This window comes from Phascolarctobacterium faecium DSM 14760, from assembly GCF_003269275.1.
In the GTDB taxonomy this organism is placed as follows: Bacteria; Bacillota; Negativicutes; order Acidaminococcales; family Acidaminococcaceae; genus Phascolarctobacterium; species Phascolarctobacterium faecium.
Map to the genome: position 1 here is coordinate 86,043 of NZ_QLTS01000006.1, position 20,641 is coordinate 106,683.

A 20,641-nucleotide genomic window follows, 5' to 3' on the forward strand; every position below is an offset into this window, starting at 1 on the left:
AAACTCGTGCATTTCGCATAGCGAAGTACACGAGTTTTTTGTTATAATATATATTAGAATATTGTTGTCTAAAAAATACTTAGGAAACAGGTGAAGAGTTTGTTATTGCAGCTGCAGGGATTATTAAAAACGATAAGCATTTTAGATGTTTTGGATATTTTAGTTGTTGCTTATTTCCTTTTCCGTATATACTTAATGTTAAAAAACACTCGGGCCGCAACTTTAGTCAAAGGTCTTTTGGTCTTAGCTGTTATTTTATTTATCAGTAAATGGCTGAATCTGCATGTTATTACCTGGCTTTTGGAAAAAAGTATGACAGTAGTCATGGTCGCGCTGCCTGTAGTTTTTCAGCCGGAACTGCGTCGTGCGCTTGAGCAGATTGGTCGCGGGCGTTTATTTCATAAGCATAACGAACTTGATGAAAAAGAACTGGAAGATATGCTGAATGCTGTTACTAATGCTACGGAAATTATGAGTCGTAGAAAAATAGGCGCATTGATGGTTTTTGAACGGGAGACAGGTTTGGAAGAGAGAATTGAAACCGGCGTGCCGATTGACGGTTTGATTTCAGATAGTTTGCTGCTCAATATTTTTGAACCGGATACACCCTTACATGATGGCGCTGTTGTTATACGCGGTAATCGTATCGTAGCAGCAAGCTGCCTGCTTCCTTTAACAGAAGCACGTAATCTGAGCCAGGAGTTGGGAACGCGCCATCGTTCTGCTATCGGTATTTCCGAACAGTCAGATGCTCTGGTTTTAGTCGTCAGCGAAGAGACCGGCACGATTTCTCTGGCCCGTAACGGTGAATTGCATCGCTATCTGACCGGCGAAGATATTAAAAGCTTATTAAGAGCTGCTGTAGTACAGCCTTCTCTGAATTGGAAACAGGTTATCAATGATAAAATCAAAGAGATTCGGGGTGGCAAATGATGGGGAATTTCTTTGATCGTGAAAATATGTTGGCACGGGTCATCGCGTTTCTTATTGCCTGTGCGTTATGGATGTATGTTATGAATGAACAGAACCCACTTGTAGAACGTAATTATGTGGTTAATTTGGAACTGCGTAATGTCCCGGAAGGTATGATTGTACTTAATACTCCTGATAAAGTGCGTGTTAAGGTTCAGGCTCAAAGAACGGTTTTAGGTGATATAACGGAAAAAGAAGTTACGGCCTATGTTGATTTTGCTGACAAAAATATAGGACAGCAGGCCTTGCCTGTTAAAGCACAGTTTAATCAGGGGACCGTGTTGGAAGTATATCCCAATAATATTTATGCTTATCTTGATTCTGTTACAGAAAAGGTAATGGAGGTTGATACGCGTGTTATCGGTATACCTGCTTCTGATTTTACTTTAAGTAAACGAGAGGTCATTCCTGACAGTGTAACTGTAAAAGGTGCTACGCATCGTATCAATGAGATGGCTAGAGTTGTGGCACCTGTTGATGTCAGTGAGCGAGAAAATGATTTTCAAGTTGAAAGTACATTGATAGCGATGAGCGCTAATGGTTTGGAAATGCCTGATTTGCAGATTTCACCTGCTAAAGCACAGGTAAAAGCTTCATTAGTACGTCAGATGATTACAGTTGAAGTACCGGTAGTTGTAGAAACTACTGGAGCATTAACTGGCGGAATGACCATGAAACGTGCAGTCTGTGAACCTGCAACAGTGAAATTGACAGCCGAACCTTCCATTTTGCAAAGTATAACAGAAGTAAAGACACAGCCAGTAGATTTAGGTAAATTCAGTGCTAATGGCAATGTAGAAGCGGTACTTTTGTTGCCTGAAAAAACAATGGCTGATACTCATACGGTAAAGGTACATATTGAGGCGGAATGAGAAAGGATTACTAATGAGGTTAAAGGTGAATAATGTCAGGGTTTCGCTTTTGGAGGAAACATCTGTTAAAGAGGCAGCCGCTAAAAAACTGGGATTAAAAAAACAGAATATTGAGAATTTGCAAATAGTACGGCGGGCAGTTGATGCCCGCCGTAAAAATAATATTTCCTTAAATTACCATGTTTTGATTGATTTAGAAATATCTTCTAAGCAGTTAGGTAGATTGGTTAAGGATAAAGATGTCACTTTATTGACAGAAGAAAGTCTTGTTGAACCTGATTTGGGTGTGGAAAAAATAGTTGGACGGCCGTTGGTTATTGGAGCGGGGCCGGCTGGTTTGTTAGCTGCATTGGAGTTGGCTCGGTATGGTTATAGGCCCTTGATACTGGAACGTGGTAAACCTGTAGCACAAAGAGTGGATGATGTGCAGCGTTTTTGGAAAGACGGAAAATTTGATCCAGATTCTAATGTCCAGTTTGGTGAGGGAGGCGCCGGTACTTTTTCCGATGGTAAATTGACCACTCGTGTCAATGATCCGGTGATGGGAAGAATTTTAAAAGATTTTGTGCAGGCGGGTGCTCCTAAGGAAATTTTATACGAACATAAGCCGCATGTGGGCACAGATCAATTACGTGTGATGGTTATGGGCTTGACAAATGAAATACGTGCCTTTGGCGGTGAAATACGTTATAATGCCCATGTCGTTGATTTTATAGTTAAAGAAAATAGTTTGAGCGGAGTAATTCTTTCTGACGGTGAAAAAATCATGAGCAATGCGGTTATTCTAGCATGTGGTCACAGTGCGCGTGATACTTATTCCAGATTGCTGCAGCTTGGAATTGGTATTGAAGCAAAACCATTTGCCATAGGGGTACGGATTGAGCATCCGCAGGAACTTATAGATAAGGCACAGTATGGTGATTTTGCAGGACATCCACGTCTGGGGGCAGCAGATTACGCATTAGTCCATCATACTCCGGATAAGAGTAGAACTGCATATTCTTTTTGTATGTGCCCTGGTGGTATGGTCGTTGCGGCAGCATCTGAAGCAGGTGGTGTAGTAGTAAATGGTATGAGTATGTATCAGCGTGATTCCGGGATTGCCAACAGTGCACTTGTTGTAAATGTAGGTCCTCAGGATTTTGGTACGGATCCGCTTGCCGGGATGGAGTTTCAGCGGTATTATGAAAAGCTGGCGTTTAAGGCTGGCGGAAGTTGTTATAATGCGCCGGCACAGAATGTTGCAAGCTTTTTGAAATATTTGCAGCCTGATTTACGGTGTAATATTAAAGCTACTTACAGACCTGGATTGACCGCTTGTGCGTTAGACAGCGTTCTTCCTGACTTTGTTGCAGATACTTTACGTTCGGGAATACTTGCTTTTGACAAAAAAATTCAAGGTTTTGCGGATGGCGGCGCTTTGCTTACAGGTATCGAAACAAGGACTTCTGCGCCGGTAAGAATTATGCGTAATAATGATACTAAAGTATCAATTACTCATAACGGATTATATCCGTGTGGTGAAGGTGCCGGCTATGCGGGGGGAATTATGAGTGCATCCTTAGATGGTTATCATGTCGCCAGGGCTGTAATGGCAAAATTTACACCATTTTTTTAAAGGCTTGTCACTTGGTGATAAAAAGTTTATAATAAGCTGATAATAAAAATCCTTTGTTCGGAGGTCTTGAAATGGCTCGTTTGTTTGGTACTGATGGTGTGCGTGGAGTCGCTAATATTGAATTAACGCCGGAACTCGCTTTTAAATTAGGGCGCGCTGCGGCAACTTATTTTGGAAGGGAAACTACTACACCGAAAATCATTATTGGTCGTGATACGCGTTTATCAGGTACGATGCTGGAAGCTGCTTTAGCAGCTGGTATTTGCTCTGCTGGTGGTAACGCGCATCTTTTAGGCGTTATGCCTACTCCGGCAGTATCGTTTCTGACACCGGAAGTGAAGGCCAATGCTGGAGTAGTTATTTCTGCTTCGCATAATCCTTTTGAAGATAATGGCATTAAATTTTTCTCTAAAACTGGGCATAAGCTGCCGGATGCAGTAGAGGATGAGATTGCTGAACTGGTAAGCCTGCCTGTAGAATGCAGTAAGAATCCCCGCGGTTCTTCTGTTGGGCAGGTTATTGTGGAAGAAGGCCTTGATAAGCTGTATATAGATCATGTTATTGCAGCTGCTCCATGTAAACTTAATGGACTGAAGGTTGTGATGGATTGCTCTAACGGTGCCAACAGTGTCATTGCTCCGGTTATTTTACGCTCTTTAGGGGTTGAGGTTGTAACGATTTTTAATCAGCCTAACGGCATTAACATCAATAATGGCTGTGGATCAACGCATCTTGAAGCATTACAGGCTAAAGTAGTTGAGGTTGGTGCTGATGTTGGTATTGCCAACGATGGTGATGCAGACCGTTGTTTGGTTGTAGATGAAAAGGGGGAAGCTCTTGACGGTGACCAAATGATGTTGATTTGCGCACTGGAACTGATGAAAAAGAAACAGCTGAAAGATAATGTGCTCGTTACAACTGTTATGAGTAATGTCGGGTTGCATCAAGCTATGAAAAAATATGGCGGTTCCTGTGTAAAAACAGCTGTTGGTGATCGTTATGTGTTAGAAGAAATGTTGAAAAATGGATATAGTTTGGGCGGGGAACAGTCCGGGCACATTATTTTTTCAAGATTTGCAAAAACTGGTGATGGCATTTTAACCGCCGTACAGCTTCTCGGGGCGTTGGTTCAAAATAACAAACGACTCTCAGAAATGGGGGCGATGATGACAAAATATCCTCAGATTCTGCTTAATGTACGTGTTGCTGACAAGCATGGCTGGGAAGAAAAGGAATCTATAAAGAATATTATAAAAAAATATCAGGAAGAGCTTGGTGACAACGGCCAGATTTTGGTACGGGCATCTGGAACCGAACCTTTGATCCGTATTATGGCTGAAGGACCACAGCAAGAACGCTTAGAAGAGATAGCAAGTGCTATTGCCGAAGTTGTCAACAGCGAACTGGGATAACTGGTCAGCATTGACCTAAGAGTCAAAATATAGTACAATAACAATGGTTACAAGGACGTGCCGCGTGGGACAAGCCAAGCCTGCGCGGCATGTTGTGTGCTCAGCATACACTTGTTACCATAAGCGCAAGTGCCGCCTTTGGCGGCAGACGAGGGAGAGGTTTATCGATCAGTCAGCGGGTACCTCTCGGCTAGCTGCAGGCCGTAAGCAGACTACAAATTCCGGCGGTAACGACGGTGACAAAATGTCTGTGGCAGAATTGGCAATATACATTTAGGAGGATACAACTATGTGTGGTATCGTTGGTTATATTGGTAATAATCAAGCAGCGCCGTTTTTACTGGACGGCATGAGCAAGCTTGAGTACCGCGGTTATGATTCCGCTGGTATCGCTGTTTATGAAAAAGGTAAGATCACTGTTGAGAAATGTGTAGGCCGTCTTGATTCTTTGCGTCAAAAATTGGATGGTCATATGCCTGAAGGCACCATGGGTATAGGACATACCCGTTGGGCTACGCATGGACGTCCGTCCGACCGTAATTCTCATCCGCACACTGATGCCAGCGGGGAGTTTGTTGTTGTGCATAATGGTATTATTGAAAATTATCTGGTTCTGAAGGAAGATTTGATTGCCAAAGGGCACAAATTTGTTTCTGAAACAGATACTGAAGTTGTGGCACATTTAATGGCTGCATATTATGATGGAGACTTTGAAGAAACTGTAAAAAGAGTTTTGCGTGTTATTGAGGGATCCTATTCGCTGGTGTTTATGTGTGCCAAAGAACCGGAGAAAATAATTTGCACAAAAAAAGATAATCCTTTGGTTATTGGACTTGGTGAAGGCGAAAATTTTATTGCTTCCGATATACCGGCTATTATTGCTAAGACACGCCGTACGTTTATTATGAGTGATGGTGAAATTGCTACTGTCACTAAAGAAAGTGTCTGGGTACAGGATATAAATGGAACACCGATCAGTAAAAAGGTTTTTGAAGTAAATTGGAATGCAGAGGCTGCTGAAAAAGGCGGTTTTGAACATTTTATGCTTAAAGAAATTTACGAACAACCAAAATCTATCCGTGATACAATGACTGGGCGCGTACCGAAAGATTCTCACGGAATTGAATTTACTGAACTTGGCTGGACAGAAGAAGAAATGGCAGGTATCAATAAGATTTTTATTGTTGCCTGTGGCACTGCTTATCATGCAGGTATTGTTGGAAAATACTATTTGGAACAGCTGGCACGGATTCCGGTAGAAGTCGATATTGCCAGTGAATTCCGTTATCGCAGTCCTTTAGTTGATGGCAACAGTTTGACGATAGTTATCAGTCAGTCAGGTGAAACCAGCGATACTTTGGCTGCTTTGAAAGAGGCTAAGCGCCTTGGTTCCCGTACTTTGGCGGTTACAAATGTCGTAGGTTCTTCTATTTCCAGAGAAGCTGATCAGGTTGTTTATACCTATGCTGGCCCAGAAATTGCTGTAGCTTCTACTAAAGCTTATACTACACAACTTTTAGTAATGCTGATGCTGGCTATTTATGTTGGACGTTTGCGCGGTACTTTAGATATTGCCAAAGCGCATAAGCTTGTGGAAGGGTTACACGATATCCCTGAGCAGATTCATAAGCTACTGGAAAATGTAGATCAGATTAAAGTTTTTGCAACCCGTTATGGCAGCAGTGAAGATGCATTTTTCCTGGGCCGCAGCCTTGATTATGCTGTTGCGCTGGAAGGTGCTTTGAAGCTTAAAGAAATATCTTATATCCATGCCGAGGCTTATGCAGCGGGAGAACTGAAACATGGTACTTTGGCTTTGATTGTTGAAGGTGTGCCGGTAATCGTTTTAGCTACACAGCCTGATGTTTATGATAAAACAGTCAGCAATCTGCAGGAAGTAAAAGCGCGTGAAGCGATGGTCATTGCAATTGCTTTTGAAGGGGATGACAGTATTGCAAAATATGCTGATCATGTTATTTTCATTCCCAGAACAGATAAATATCTAGCTCCGTTGCTTGCTGTCCTACCTTTGCAGCTGTTAGCTTATTATGCTGCTTTAACTCGTGGCTGTGATGTTGATAAGCCTAGGAATCTTGCTAAATCAGTAACAGTTGAATAAAAATAACGCCTGCCGGAATTTTTTGGCAGGCGTCTTTTTGTGTCCGTCTTGAAAGTTATTTTGGTAGAGTTAGCTAATAGTGCGAAAAATATGCTATAATAGCGGTAACAATAATTATTATCGAAAAGGAGTATTGTATGAACAATTCTGTTGCTTTATTATATAATTTCAATGAAGAAAAGTTAAAAATGATTAAAATGGTCTGTATGATGATGCAGGTGAGGTTTAAAGAGGTTGCAAGAGCAGAGTATGAGCAGCCGCTGGGAGCTTTATTGGGAATTTCTGGAATAGAAAATCACGGAGAAGTTTATCAGGGGGAAGAATTTCAGGAAGAAATGTTGGTGCTGCATGGATTTGACGGCAGCAAGTTACAAAAATTTTTAATTGCTTTGCAGCGTGTAGGGGTAGGAAGAATAGAGTTAAAAGCGATGATTACGGAAAATAATAAAAGTTGGAATGGCCTGGCTTTATATGAGGAACTTTGCCAGGAAAGAGAAGCTTTTAAGAAGATGGAAGCTGAAAGACGTAATAAAGTACAAAAGTAAAAGTAAAACCGCGGTTTACCGCGGTTTTACTTTTTTTCTAAAATATTTTCAGAAATTATACAAGCTAAAATTATTACAGCTCCGCTCATACCTGTAAAAGTTAATTTTTCATTAAGTAAAAAGTATGAGGCCGCAGCAGTTAAAATAGGTTGAGTACATTGCAGCATTGATACTAAGGAGGAAGATAAGAATTTCAAGGCAGCGTTTTGCAGAAAATAAGCCAGGCAGGTACATGTAATAGCCAGATAGATAACAACAGCCCAGGCTTCTGGTTGAATTTTAGTGATAGTGCTGATATCGTCGAATAATAAAGCTCCTGCGATGCTGATAACTGCCGTAATAAAGGTTTGAATAGCAGAAATAGTGATAGCATCTGTTGCTTTCAGAGATTTTTCTCCAAAGACCAGTGCTCCTGCGACGCTGACTGCTGTAAGCAATGCCCATAAATCTCCCTGGTTAAAAGAAAACGTTCCTCCATTACTACAGAGTAGATACATACCGAGAATGACTAATAGTTGTATAGGAAGATGTGAAATTTTATAAGGTCGCTGTAAGACTATTATTGACAAAAGCGGTGCGAAAATTACTGATAAGGACATAATAAAGCCAACATTCGTTGCCGTAGTTCCTTCTAATGCCAGATTACATGAAATATAAGCTGAAGCCATACATAATCCTGCTGGCAGATATTGGCTTGCAGAAAGTGCCTGCAGCTGTTTCCTTAAGCGTGTTGCAAAGAAAATTGCGAAGAGAGAAAAAGCCAGACCAAAACGAAAGGCCAGACACCATAAAGGTGTGATACTGGCAAAAGCAATTTTAGTGAGTGGATTACCTAAGCCGTATAGAAAACTTTGCAACAATATGAAAATGATATATTTATTATGTGAATTGTTTATCATCGTTCTCCTTGAATACAAATTGCAAAATAAAATACATTGTGAGTTATATTTTAACAGCTAAATTCGACTAATGCAAACTATTTTGTAAATTAAGATGATTGCTTTGACAATAAAAGGCGTTTTTTTGCCAGTAATGATTGAAACTCTGCTTCTAATTTTTCAGTTGGATTGAGGCTAAGGTGACTGATAATTTCAGCCAGTTTATTTTCTATAAGTAAAATATCTGCTGTTGCTTCAATATACTCAGTGCTTATTTGTTTATTTGAGTAGTCGTCATATGGCCCAGGGAAAAAGTTCAGTTTTGTTCCATCAAAGACTAATAAATTTTTAGCAATGGCTTTAAGCAGGCGGCGGTCATGGGTTGTAAAAATCAAAGTTCCTGGATAATTGCATAATAATTCTTCTAAAGCAGTTACAGCATCCAGATCCAAGTGATTGGTTGGTTCGTCTAGCATAAGTACATTACAGTCACTGACTAATATTTTTGCTAAAGCAGCTTTGACTTTTTCACCGCCGCTTAAAAGCTGTATTGGTTTAAAAAAATCTTCGCGTTTGAAACGAAGTCTTATTAAAACAGTACGTAATAAAGCTTCGCTTTGTGAAGACGTTGACTGTAGGTTACGGAGCAGGTTTTTATCAGGATCAAGAATATCAATATCCTGACTGAAGTAACCTATTTTTGCTCCGCCGGCTATTTGCACATTTGGCAAGTGTTTGTTGTGTGCTTTTAAAAATTGTTTGAGTAAAGTTGTTTTCCCGCAGCCGTTTGGTCCGATGATGGCAAGTTTGTCGCCGGATTTTACTGAAAAACTTGCTGTTTGCCAGAGCGGTTTTTTATCAATAATATAAGACCAGTTATGTGCTCTTACTAAAATTTGTCCCTGCCATAGTTTTGAAGACAGTAAATTCATTTTTATTATTGGTAAGGATTGTCTTTTTTCTATCTGTTTAAGTTTGTCTAACCTCGTCAGTAGGGATTGACCTGTTTGCTGTAACTTTTTCTGTTTTTTAGCAAAGTAGGGTTTAGCTCCGGTAATCCTGGCTTCTGATAAAGATATCTTCGTGGTTTTAACAGCTTTTTGCGCTTGCTGCTGTTTGGCAGAAAAAGCTGTTTCTAAATGAGTTTTTTGCATAATATATTTACGATAAGCTTGATCATGAGTTTTTTCAGAAATTATCTTTTGCTGCTGATAATTACTGTAATTACCTTGATATATTTGAAGTTGTTTATCGTCCAAAGCCCAGATTTCATTGCATAATGCATCTAAAAAATCACGATCGTGGGAAACTAATATTAAGGCTCCTGAGTAATGCCGAAGTTCCTTTTCAAGCCATAACAAATGGTCCATATCAAGATTATTAGTTGGTTCGTCTGCCAGCAGCAAACCGGATTGTTGTTTGAGCGCCTGCAGGATGTAGGCTTGAGTCGTTTCGCCACCGCTTTTGGAGAGTCTTTCTTTTAATTGCGGTAGTATAGTCATTGTTGTTTTGCAAATGATTTTTGCGGCTGCAGGAATTGGTCTTATACCTGCTAATAACTCTAATAAAGTTGTTTTTCCACTTCCGTTCAGCCCGATCAGGCCTATACGGCTTTTTGTATGTAGTTTTAAAGCAGGCAGTTTGAATAATAGTCTTTCGCCTAAATAATATTTAAATGAATTGGTTTCGAGGATGTACATATAATTTCAACTCCTAACTTTCGAAGACAATAAAAACCTCCCGATTCAAGACAGAATGGGAGGTGTAAAGGTAGACTTAGCCTCAAATCGCAGAAAATGATCCATTCTGACTTACTGATAAAAGACAACACTTAACAAAGCTTTTGGTTTTAAGCTGTTTTTGTGTCTTTTTCAGATAAGGTGCGAAATTGGATCAGTTTTTCATTCGTTCAAGTGTCCTTTCAATATTCATAATTATATTTTTATAATATAGGATTATAAAATCTTTGTCAACTAAACTCCAGTCCCATCAAAGATGGGAATAAAATCAGCGCTGGCAGCGGTATCTTCCTGAACAAAGCCGTCTTCAATACCGGAATTGAAAAGGTACTGCTCAACTTTTTGATATTCTTCTGCAGTAACAACACGGTTTATTTCAGGGTATTCAGCGGCTCGGCCGCATGGAATATATTGATGCATCAGACTAAACAGGACCTGCCCCGGTTCAAAATTGTCAGCGATCCAGTCTATTACTCTTAGTGTATTTTCTAACATATTCGGTAACAGCAGATGCCTGATAATTACACCACTTTTTAATAAACCATTTTCATCGATTTGGTAGGGCCCGACTTGTTTGTACATGGTTTTTATGGCCGTTGTAGCAGTATTAAAATAATTAGGCGCATTACTGTACTTTATTGCGGCTAAATCGTCACTATATTTTAGATCGGGAAGCCATATTTGTATTTTATTTTTCAATCTGTGTATTGTATCGACAGTTTCAAAACCACTGGTATTATAAATTACAGGGACTGGCAATGGTTCCTGTAAGCTTGCGATAATAGTCTCAGTAAAATGTGTTGCTGTAACTAAATTGATATTATGGGCTCCTTGTTTAATTAAGTCAAAATAAATTTCTTTTAATCTTTCAACGGATATTTCCTGTCCTTTATTTAAACAGCTGATTTCGTAATTTTGGCAGAATGCACAATGTAAATTGCAGCCACTAAAAAAAACAGTGCCTGAACCTTTGGTGCCGCTTATGCATGGCTCTTCCCACATATGCAGTGCCGCACGGGCAACTATTGGCTGCATACCGCAGCCGCAGGAACCGAAAATACCATTTGGACTGTTCATTGTTTCTGCCCTGTCAACTCCGCAGCGGTGTGGGCAGACGTAACAGTAAGTCATTAAAACATCTCCTTTGGAGTATTTTCTAAATTGTAGCATAGTTGGACAAGAGATAAAAGGATAATTGACAAAAAGAGCGGTAAAAAGTATAATCTAAAGCAGAAGTAGGTCATATAACTGACGGAAGTGGATTAACCACGTGGAGTATGACCGGTGTTGCCGACCGTCTGGGCGTTTTACCCCAGAAGTGTCGGTTTTTTTATATATTTTTAAGGAGGAATAGTCGTGAAAGAGCTGCTATTGAAGTATGGCTGTAATCCAAATCAAAGTAAGGCGCGTATTTATAGTAAAATAGGTGAACTGCCAATTGAGGTTTTGAACGGCCGCCCTGGTTATATTAATTTTCTGGATGCCTTTAACAGCTGGCAGTTAGTAAAAGAATTAAAGGAAGCTACCGGCCTGCCTGCAGCAGCATCTTTTAAACATGTAAGTCCAGCCGGTGCTGCCGTTGGATTGCCGATGAGCGATGTACTGAAAAAAATATATTATGTTGACGATCTAGCTCTGACTCCGTTGGCTACTGCTTATGCCAGGGCTCGGGGTGCTGACCGTATGTCATCTTACGGAGACTTTGTCGCTTTATCAGATATCTGTGACAAGGAGACTGCAGCTATGCTGGCTCGAGAAGTTTCAGATGGCGTTATTGCCCCCGGCTATACAGAGGAAGCTTTGGAAATTTTAAAAACTAAACGTAAGGGCACTTATAATATTATCAAAATTGATCCGTCTTATATTCCAGAGATACAGGAAACGAAAGATGTATTTGGTATAACTTTTGAACAGGACCGTAATGAGGCTAAAATTACGTCAGAGCTGCTTGTAAATCGTCCGACTGTCAATAAAGAAATTCCTGAGGATGCAGTACGTGATCTTCTGATTGCGTTGATTACTTTGAAATACACGCAATCGAATTCCGTCTGCTATGTTAAAGATGGACAGGCGATTGGTATTGGTGCGGGGCAACAGTCTCGTGTTCATTGTACAAGGCTTGCCGGAAATAAAGCTGATAACTGGTGGCTGCGCCAGAACCCCAGTGTTTTAGAACTGCCTTTTAAGGACAGTATTCGACGTCCTGATCGGGACAATACTATTGATGTGTATATTTCTGACGATTATGAAGATATACTTGCAGATGGAATTTGGGAACAGTTCTTTACCGAAAAACCAGCTCCGCTGACACGTGAAGAAAAAAAAGTATGGCTTCATAAGCTGCACGGAGTTTCTCTTGGCAGTGATGCTTTTTTCCCGTTTGGTGATAATATTGAACGCGCTCACCGCAGCGGTGTAGATTATATTGCTCAGGCAGGCGGAAGTATCAGAGATGATAATGTTATTGAAACATGTGATAAATATAATATCGCAATGGCATTTACTGGTTTACGTTTGTTCCATCATTAATGACTTTCCGCCAAAGAAAACTTTGGCGGATTTTTTTGAACAAAAATGACTGACAAGTCAGTTTTGTGGGCGTTGGAAGCTGTTGTGGTATTTTTTTTACATAAATCGCATAAAATTGTCTGAAAACTATTGAGTTAGTAAATTTTTTGTGGTAAAATACACAAGGTATAATGTCCAAAATATGTTTATGTTTTAGTAAGATTATGGCAAGTAGGAGATGAGTAGTTCGTGAGTACTGAAAATGTATCGGGAATACTTTTCTTAGTGCAATCGGCTTGTCTGGAAAGGCGCTTTTTAGATGATCCGGCGCTGAGTATAGAACAGTTAAACTGCGGCCAGATACGGATAAGTTTTTCTCTGACGGCCGGTACTGACCTTGATCATCGTGGTAAGGTCCGTAGCAGCGTTATTTATCGTCTTCTTGAATCTGTATTGCAAATCAGCGCTGTCAGCGTTGGTGTCGAAGCTGAAACATTAAATTTTTGTTGTAACATTGTAAAATACACAGCAGCTGAAAAACTTTATGCTGTCTGTAAGATTTGCCATTGCGGACGAATGACTCTTGTGGCCGAAGCTGAGGTATATGATGAAAATGATACTCTGTTGGCAACGGTACTGACGACTTTGTTTGTTGTGGAAACAATTAAGGATATACCCCGTAAATGGTAAAGGCTGACGGCAAGTCGCCTTAACAAGCAATTTGGCTTAAGCCTTAACACAAGGAGGACAAAATGGATTTTGCACTTAATGAAGAACAACTTGAATTACAGGAAATGGTGAGGGATTTTGTAGAAAAAGAAATTACCCCTTACGCTGCCGAAATGGACAGAAATAATCAATCTATGCCCGGGCTGCTTGAAAAAGCTGCTGATATGGGGCTTTTGAATGTTATTGTTCCAGAAGAATATGGCGGACCTGGACTGGACAGCGTTACAGTTGCCGTTATTTATGAAGAACTGGGCAAAGGCTGTGCAGGTGTTGCTACCTCAATGGCTGCGAACTCCCTGGCGTCTTATCCTATTTTAATTGCCGGCACTGAAGAACAGAAACAAGCGCATTGTGATTTACTTAATGATGGTAAACTGGCTGCGTTTGCATTAACTGAACCTGGTGCAGGTTCAGATGCCGGTGGTGTCGCTACTTCAGCTGTAAAAAACAAGGAAGCCGGAACTTATACTCTTAATGGTACTAAAGCGTTTATTACTAATGGTGGAATTGCAGATACTTATCTTGTATTTGCTAATACCCGCAAATCCGGTGGTATCCGTGGTTTGACCGCATTTATCGTACCTAAAGGAACACCTGGCTTTACTGTTGGTAAAAAAGAGGATAAAATGGGCATCCGCCCCTCTAATACCTGTGAATTGATTTTACAGGATGTCGTGATTCCAGAATCTAACCGTGTTGGCCGTGAAGGCGAGGGCTTCCGTATAGCAATGAATACTTTGGATTCTGCACGTCCTTTTGTTGGAGCAGTATCCGTTGGTCTGGCTCAGGCTGCTTTAGATTGTGCTGTAAAATATGCTAAAGAAAGAAAACAATTCGGCCAGCCGATTGCTTCTTTCCAAATGATCCAGTCCATGATTGCTGATATGGCTATGAAGGTTGAAACGGCAAGATTGATGGTACTGAAAGCGTGCTGGATGCGTGACCAGGGGCTGGAATTTTCCAAAGAGGCGGCTATGGCTAAATGTTATGCTGCTGATGTGGCTATGCAGGTGACTACTGATGCTGTTCAGGTAATGGGCGGTTATGGCTATTCCCGTGAATATCCGGTTGAAAAAATGATGCGTGATGCTAAGATCATGCAGATTTATGAAGGCACAAACCAAATTCAACGTTTGGTTATAGCTAATAAAATTCTGTACTAATAGTTTATTTATAAAACCCGGTACTATTTGGTGCCGGGTTTTTTATATAGGACTGTCAAAATTATTTATGCATAAATGTAAAAAAATATATACTTTAATTATTAAGACTGATTACTCAAGTGATTCTCATTACACTATGGCAAAGAAGCATTGAAAAAAGATAATTTTACAGGTATAATAATAAGAGTAATTTTTATAAATATAGGAGTAACTTATGATTTTGATTTGGCTGGCGGCGTTAGTCGTTTTGCTTGACCAATTGACAAAAAATATAGTTGTAGCTGTGATGGCTGAAGGACAAAGTATTCCCATCATTCCTAACATTTTCCATTTAACTTATATTTTGAATCCAGGGGCTGCCTTTGGAATGTTTGCCCATAACAGAACTTTTTTTATTTGTGTAGCTTTGCTGGTGCTGATCATAGTTTGGTGGTTTAGAAAAGAAATCTTAGCAGAACCTTTGTGTGTGCGGGCCGGAACAGCACTTTTTATTGGTGGGGCTGTCGGTAATCTGATAGACAGAGCTGAAAATGGTATGGTTGTAGATTTTTTTGATTTTCGTATTTGGCCTATTTTTAATGTGGCAGATATTGCTATTTGTGTAGGGGTGGGTTTTATTATATGGAATTTAATACAGACAGAAATACTGAAGAAGTAGAAAATATTGCTGCTGCAGAAAATGATGTTGGGCAAAGACTCGATATTTATCTGGCTGCAAAACTAGAGGTGTCGCGCTCCAATATGCAAAAACTTTTGGAGGAAGGGCGTGTATTTCGTGGAGCAAAAGTGTTTAAAGCCAACTATAAAGTTAAGGCCGGCGATGTGTTCACAGTTATGCTGCCAGAGCCGGAACTTTTAGAAATTCGTTCTGAGGCTATTCCCTTGGATGTTATTTTTGAAGATGAAGATGTAGTTGTTGTTAATAAAAGCCGTGGGATGGTGGTGCATCCAGCACCAGGCCATTATACCGGTACTCTTGTTAATGCACTGCTTCATCATTGCCAAAATTTATCAGGGATAAATAATGTAATCAGGCCGGGGATTGTGCACCGTTTGGATAAGGATACTTCAGGCATCATGATTGTAGCTAAGAATGATGCTGCACATATATCTTTATCGGAACAGATTCAAAACAAAACTGCCAAACGTTCATATATTGCTATTGTCAGGGGCAATATAAAAGAGGATACCGGGACAATTTCGGCGAAGATAGCTCGTGATAAAAATGACCGTAAAAAGATGACTGTAGTACAAGAGGGTGGGCGTACCGCAGTAACTGATTATGAAGTGCTTGAGCGTTTTGGACGTTTTACTATTGTACGCTGCCGTTTGAGAACAGGTCGAACACATCAGATACGTGTCCATATGGACTATTTGGGATATCCCTTAGTAGGAGATCCTAAATATTCTCCGATGAAGGTTCCATTTGCGATTCATGGGCAGGCACTTCATTCACAGGAACTGGAGTTTACACATCCGCGTACAGGAGAACGGCTGCGGTTTGAGGCGGGGCTGCCGGAAGATATGCAGAAAATTATTACCCGTTTACGTAACGGACAATTCTAAAATATTTTGAGGTGAGCTGTATGAGTAAAGTAGTTAAGAAAAATGTTATTATGGACAGTGATGCAATGCGTCGTGCGTTGGTACGTATCGCACATGAAATCATCGAAAAGAACAAGGGTGTCAATAATGTTGTGCTTGTTGGTATTCGAACCAGAGGAGTGCCGTTGGCACAACGGATTGCACAGGAAATTGAAATTATTGAAGGCGTAAAAGTAAAAGTGGGTATGCTTGATATTACCTTATATCGTGATGACCTTTCTACCTTGGGGTATAATCCGATCGTACATGGAACTGATATTGATTTTGATCTGAATGGGAAGAATATCGTTTTAGTTGATGATGTTCTCTATACTGGTCGTACGATTAGAGCCGCGCTGGATGCTGTCATTGACATGGGACGCCCACGGTCTATCCAATTAGCAGTGCTTATTGATCGAGGACATAAGGAATTGCCTATTCGCGCTGATTTTGTTGGTAAAAACGTACCAACTGCTCATAAGGAAACTATTGAAGTTACTTTAAAAGAACATGATGAAACTGATGAAGTATTCATAGGGGAAGTAGTTGCAGAATAAGAGGTGAGCAGAATGGCAAAAACTCCTACTCAATTACGCAGTGAAGCTGCATGTAAAACAGTTTTGAAAAATTTGGAAAGACGTGGTTTTGAAGCTTTTTATTGTTCGGATAAGCCTGCGGCTTTAGACAAAGCATTAGAACTTATATCTGAAGACGACGTTGTATCCTGGGGCGGTTCCGTTACCATACAGGAAATTGGACTGTTAGATGTAATGCGAAGCGGACGCTATAAGGTTATTGACCGTGACACGGCAGAAACACCTGCGCAGAGAACGGAGCTGATGCGTAAAGCACTGTTGTGTGATACTTTTTTAATGAGCAGTAATGCTGTTAGTGAAGATGGACAGCTGGTAAATATTGATGGTACTGGAAATCGTGTGGCAGCTATGGTGTATGGTCCTAAAAGTGTAATTGTTATTGCAGGGATCAATAAAATCGTCAAAACCCAGGATGATGCTTTGGCACGTGTGAGAATGTTGGCGGCGCCTATTAATGTTCAACGTTTTCCTCAGTTAAAAACTCCTTGTATGGAAACAGGGCTTTGTGCAGATTGTAACGCACCTGACTGTATTTGCAATTATATATTGACTACCAGACGCTGTAAACCTAAAGGAAAAATCAAAGTGATTTTAGTTGGCGAGAGTTTGGGTTATTAAAAATATTACTGTCTCAGCATTTGCTGCGGCAGTTTTTTATTTCACATTGCTGTAATATCTTTTAGCAGGAGCAAGTATGAAAATGGCGAATATATAGATTAAGTAGAAGTATGATTTTAAGAAAGCGAGGCAGTAGCGTGGGGAATAAAGTAATGCCTAATGAAGTTCTTTATCATATTGGTATTTCAGCAGAAATGCTTAAAGGAGCAGAGTATGCTTTGCTGCCTGGAGATCCAGGGCGTGTAGAAGCGTTGGCCAGAGCTCTTGGCACCGCTGAGCCTGTCGGTTGTCATCGTGAATATACAAGCTGGCTGGCGGATGTTGAAGGAACATCGGTATTGGTTTGTTCTACAGGCATGGGAGGACCTTCTGTCGCCATAGGAATGGAAGAATTGGCACGTCTTGGCATAAAGAATTTTATTCGTGTCGGAACAACTGGTTCTATTCAGAAAGATGTAGAACTTGGTGATCTTGTTATCAATAAAGCGGCAGTACGTTTAGACGGAACGTCACAGCACTATGCGCCTTTGAATTTTCCTGCAGTGGCTTCATTTGAGTTAACTCTGGCCCTGCAGCAGGCAGCAGAAAGTCTGTCAATTCCATATCATACTGGTATTTCTGTTTCCAGTGATACTTTTTGGCCTGGTCAGGAACGTTATGACAGCTATACAGGCTATGTGAGAAAATCATTGCAGGGGAGTCTACAAGAGTGGCAGGCATTAGGAGCTTTAAATTATGAGATGGAAACTGCAGCGCTGTTTATAGTTGCTCAGAGTTTTGGTTTGCAAGCGGCTTCAATTTGCGGCGTCGTTGCTAAAAGGACTGACAGCGAACTGGTTGCGCCGCAGGATCTTTACGAATTGGCTTCGCAAAGATTTCAGGCAGTAGTAAAAAAGACTTTGCAGGATTTAATAAAGGCAGGTAAATAACATGGCAAGAAGTATTATTTTATTATTGGATTCTTTTGGTATTGGCTATGCCCATGACGCTGAAAAGTTTGGTGACAGCGGTGCAGATACATTAGGCCATATTTGTGAGTGGATGGCTGCAAACCGCAAAAGTGCGGATGGAAGTTCCAGGTATTTACATCTGCCTAATCTGGCAAGGTTAGGACTGGCAGGTGCGGCAGAGCTCAGCCGTGGTCAAAAGCTGGCGTATCCTCTAAGCAGTGACGATAGTAAAATCGATGCTGCTTATACTTATGCAGAGGAAATAAGCCATGGTAAAGATACTCTGAGCGGGCACTGGGAGATTACAGGCGTCCCGGTACTTTTTGACTGGGGGTATTTTCCGCAGCAGCTAAAATGTTTTCCAAAGGAATTAGTTGAGAAAATTATTAAACAGGGAAATTTGCCGGGGGTATTGGGGGAAAAGCATGCATCTGGAACTGAAATAATAAAAGAACTGGGTGAAGAACATCTAAAGACTGGCAAGCCAATTATTTACACCAGCGCAGACAGTGTTTTGCAAATTGCGGCGCATGAAGAAGTGTTTGGTCTTGAACGATTATATGAATTATGTAAGATTTGCTATGAACTAGTTAAACCTTACCATATAGCGCGCGTTATAGCGCGTCCTTTTGTGGGCACTCGTGCAGAAGATTTTGTGCGGACTGGCAACAGGCATGATTATGCTGTGCCTGCTCCTGCTGATACGTTGCTGGACAAACTGGTAGCCGCAGGCGGCAGTGTCTATGCGGTGGGTAAAATTGCTGATATTTTTGCTCACCGCGGAATTACGAAGCATTATCCTGCCAGTGGTCTTGATAAATTATTTGCCGCTGCATTGCAGGCTGTGCAAGAAGCTCCTGATAATAGCCTGGTTTTTGTAAATTTTGTGGATTTTGATTCTTCCTTCGGGCATCGGCGTGATGTTGAAGGCTATGGGGAAGGATTGGAATATTTTGATGATCGTTTGCCTGAACTGCTTAGGTTATTAAAGCAAGATGACCTGTTGCTGGTTACTGCAGATCATGGATGTGATCCAACCTGGAGTGGCAGTGACCATACACGTGAAAAAATTCCGGTCTTGTTTTTTGGTAAAAATATTGTTAGTAAGGCTTTACTACCCATGCGGACGTTTTCTGATATCGGTCAGACAATAGCTGTTCATTTAGGTATAGAGCGGCTTGCCAATGGTAAAGCAGCTGAATTACGCTGATAGGAGGGAGTATTAATGAAAAAATTTAACTGGCTGTTGTTGGCTGTTTTATTAACAATAGTGGCAATTGTTCCTAATACGGCTGCCGCTTTTGCTGATCAGCCTGTAGCCTTTGTAGTTTTTGATAACAGTGGTAACGTAACGCAGCAGGTTTATAAAATGTGGCGTGAGCCTGTACGTTGGGCGTATCATTTCCCTGATTTTAAGCTGGTTGATACAGATCGGACTAAAAAGGTGACTGCAGAAAATATTTTTACGGGACATGGAAAAAGCGTTGTCGACCAATCTGTTGCGAGGAAGATAGCAGAAGAAATACCAGCGGAAGCGTTAGTTTTGGTCATTGTGCACGACATGTACGAGCAGATGGTGCAGGGAATGATATGGCGTAATGAAGACGGTTCAACCTATGTAAGAACGGTTTTAAATGCTGATATCTATGTTTACCGAAAAGATGGTGATAGATTCTCTAAAAAACGGATTAGGGAAAATGAAATAAAAGAATTGGGGAATCAGACTGCTCCGGAAGAAACTATGAAATGGGCAATCAGCAAACAGGTAAATATCATGGAAAATCGTCCTGTTATTAATTGAAGTCATAAAATGATGTACTAAATATTGTATATGGAAAAGTTAATAAGTGAAATAAACACAAAATATTGTAGAAAGGGCTTTACAAATAATTATTATTGATTTATAATTAGGTCATGGAATTTTATCTAAGGAGCTGGTTAACATGACCTATGAACTGCATGGTATAAAAATTAATTGCGCGGATGGGATCTCGCAAGAAGAAGCCGCCATTTATCTCAATAATCAATTACAGGTAATGCCGCATAAAACATTGTTGTCTTTGGATTTAGGGCTTGACGGTAATGATGTAGTCGTTAAACCACATTATGACACCATAGTGCGTGTACGCCGTATTACCGGTTATCTCAGTACTTTGCCGCGTTTTAACGATGCTAAGAAAAAAGAAGCCGCTGATAGAGTTTCTCATATTCAATGAAATTAAGTTTTAATGCCTCGACCTGATATGGTCGAGGTTTTTTATTTGGGTGTACGTTTGTTTGCAGAATTGTCAAATCCTGTTCGGTGAAGTCTCTTTAAAAAAGCTATGATAAATGATAA

General features: G+C 40.5%; 20 protein-coding genes and 1 riboswitch. Of the genes, 17 read left to right on the forward strand and 3 right to left on the reverse strand.

Annotated features, from left to right (window positions below; all coding sequences use genetic code 11):
* Positions 1-99 precede the first annotated feature (99 nt).
* The 6 genes from cdaA to C8D73_RS07790 all read left to right on the forward strand — a co-directional run bounded on the left by cdaA (position 100) and on the right by C8D73_RS07790 (position 7,538).
* Positions 100-933 (forward strand): diadenylate cyclase CdaA, encoded by an 834-nt coding sequence (gene cdaA, locus C8D73_RS07765; RefSeq protein ID WP_044491756.1) that lies wholly within the window; start codon positions 100-102, stop codon positions 931-933.
* Positions 930-1,844, forward strand: coding sequence for a CdaR family protein (locus C8D73_RS07770; RefSeq protein ID WP_113077819.1), 915 nt, complete (start codon positions 930-932; stop codon positions 1,842-1,844). The genes cdaA and C8D73_RS07770 overlap by 4 nt, the downstream gene beginning before the upstream one ends.
* A gap of 13 nt (positions 1,845-1,857) precedes the next feature.
* Positions 1,858-3,462, forward strand: coding sequence for an NAD(P)/FAD-dependent oxidoreductase (locus C8D73_RS07775; protein WP_113077820.1), 1,605 nt, complete (start codon positions 1,858-1,860; stop codon positions 3,460-3,462).
* A gap of 71 nt (positions 3,463-3,533) precedes the next feature.
* The gene (gene glmM / locus C8D73_RS07780; RefSeq protein WP_113077821.1) at positions 3,534-4,874 is read left to right on the forward strand and encodes a phosphoglucosamine mutase; all 1,341 of its coding nucleotides are present in this window, start codon (positions 3,534-3,536) and stop codon (positions 4,872-4,874) included.
* Positions 4,875-5,163: 289 nt separating this feature from the next.
* On the forward strand, positions 5,164-6,993 hold the full coding sequence (gene glmS, locus C8D73_RS07785; protein ID WP_113077822.1) for a glutamine--fructose-6-phosphate transaminase (isomerizing): 1,830 nt from the start codon (positions 5,164-5,166) through the stop codon (positions 6,991-6,993).
* A 137-nt stretch (positions 6,994-7,130) separates the two neighbouring features.
* Positions 7,131-7,538 (forward strand): DUF3783 domain-containing protein, encoded by a 408-nt coding sequence (locus C8D73_RS07790; RefSeq protein WP_021717939.1) that lies wholly within the window; start codon positions 7,131-7,133, stop codon positions 7,536-7,538.
* Positions 7,539-7,564: 26 nt separating this feature from the next.
* Here C8D73_RS07790 and C8D73_RS07795 read toward each other — a convergent pair whose 3' ends face one another.
* From C8D73_RS07795 to C8D73_RS07805, 3 genes are all read right to left on the reverse strand, one after another.
* Positions 7,565-8,437, reverse strand: coding sequence for a DMT family transporter (locus tag C8D73_RS07795; protein ID WP_113077823.1), 873 nt, complete (start codon positions 8,435-8,437; stop codon positions 7,565-7,567).
* Positions 8,438-8,526: 89 nt separating this feature from the next.
* Entirely contained in the window at positions 8,527-10,116 is a 1,590-nt protein-coding gene (gene abc-f, locus C8D73_RS07800; RefSeq protein WP_113077824.1) for a ribosomal protection-like ABC-F family protein, read from the reverse strand.
* 273 nt (positions 10,117-10,389) lie between these two features.
* Positions 10,390-11,286 (reverse strand): radical SAM protein, encoded by an 897-nt coding sequence (locus C8D73_RS07805; RefSeq protein ID WP_113077825.1) that lies wholly within the window; start codon positions 11,284-11,286, stop codon positions 10,390-10,392.
* 103 nt (positions 11,287-11,389) lie between these two features.
* A riboswitch (ZMP/ZTP riboswitch) is annotated at positions 11,390-11,466 on the forward strand.
* 39 nt (positions 11,467-11,505) lie between these two features.
* Between C8D73_RS07805 and C8D73_RS07810 the strand changes: the two genes are divergently transcribed.
* The 11 genes from C8D73_RS07810 (at position 11,506) to C8D73_RS07860 (ending at position 20,519) form a co-directional block, all read left to right on the forward strand.
* Positions 11,506-12,684 (forward strand): phosphoribosylaminoimidazolecarboxamide formyltransferase, encoded by a 1,179-nt coding sequence (locus C8D73_RS07810; protein WP_346265874.1) that lies wholly within the window; start codon positions 11,506-11,508, stop codon positions 12,682-12,684.
* A 228-nt stretch (positions 12,685-12,912) separates the two neighbouring features.
* Positions 12,913-13,353, forward strand: coding sequence for a hotdog family protein (locus tag C8D73_RS07815; RefSeq protein WP_113077827.1), 441 nt, complete (start codon positions 12,913-12,915; stop codon positions 13,351-13,353).
* A 62-nt stretch (positions 13,354-13,415) separates the two neighbouring features.
* The gene (locus C8D73_RS07820; RefSeq protein WP_113077828.1) at positions 13,416-14,555 is read left to right on the forward strand and encodes an acyl-CoA dehydrogenase family protein; all 1,140 of its coding nucleotides are present in this window, start codon (positions 13,416-13,418) and stop codon (positions 14,553-14,555) included.
* 214 nt (positions 14,556-14,769) lie between these two features.
* A complete protein-coding gene (gene lspA, locus C8D73_RS07825) occupies positions 14,770-15,213 on the forward strand; it encodes a signal peptidase II (RefSeq protein ID WP_113077829.1) in 444 nt (147 codons plus the stop codon).
* Positions 15,177-16,121 carry an RluA family pseudouridine synthase gene (locus C8D73_RS07830; protein ID WP_113077830.1) on the forward strand — a complete coding sequence of 315 codons (945 nt, stop codon included), beginning with the start codon at positions 15,177-15,179 and terminating at the stop codon, positions 16,119-16,121. Before lspA ends, C8D73_RS07830 begins: the two co-directional genes overlap by 37 nt.
* 20 nt (positions 16,122-16,141) lie before the next feature.
* Positions 16,142-16,696 (forward strand): bifunctional pyr operon transcriptional regulator/uracil phosphoribosyltransferase PyrR, encoded by a 555-nt coding sequence (pyrR, locus tag C8D73_RS07835; RefSeq protein WP_021717931.1) that lies wholly within the window; start codon positions 16,142-16,144, stop codon positions 16,694-16,696.
* A 12-nt stretch (positions 16,697-16,708) separates the two neighbouring features.
* Entirely contained in the window at positions 16,709-17,353 is a 645-nt protein-coding gene (locus tag C8D73_RS07840; RefSeq protein WP_021717930.1) for a lactate utilization protein, read from the forward strand.
* Between the two features lie 110 nt (positions 17,354-17,463).
* Entirely contained in the window at positions 17,464-18,282 is an 819-nt protein-coding gene (udp, locus tag C8D73_RS07845; protein WP_113077831.1) for a uridine phosphorylase, read from the forward strand.
* A gap of 1 nt (position 18,283) precedes the next feature.
* The gene (locus C8D73_RS07850) at positions 18,284-19,513 is read left to right on the forward strand and encodes a phosphopentomutase (RefSeq protein WP_113077832.1); all 1,230 of its coding nucleotides are present in this window, start codon (positions 18,284-18,286) and stop codon (positions 19,511-19,513) included.
* A 15-nt stretch (positions 19,514-19,528) separates the two neighbouring features.
* Positions 19,529-20,104 carry a hypothetical protein gene (locus C8D73_RS07855; RefSeq protein WP_113077833.1) on the forward strand — a complete coding sequence of 192 codons (576 nt, stop codon included), beginning with the start codon at positions 19,529-19,531 and terminating at the stop codon, positions 20,102-20,104.
* A gap of 142 nt (positions 20,105-20,246) precedes the next feature.
* Positions 20,247-20,519, forward strand: a complete 273-nt coding sequence (locus C8D73_RS07860; protein ID WP_021717926.1) for an anaerobic ribonucleoside-triphosphate reductase — start codon at positions 20,247-20,249, stop codon at positions 20,517-20,519.
* Positions 20,520-20,641: the final 122 nt, after the last annotated feature.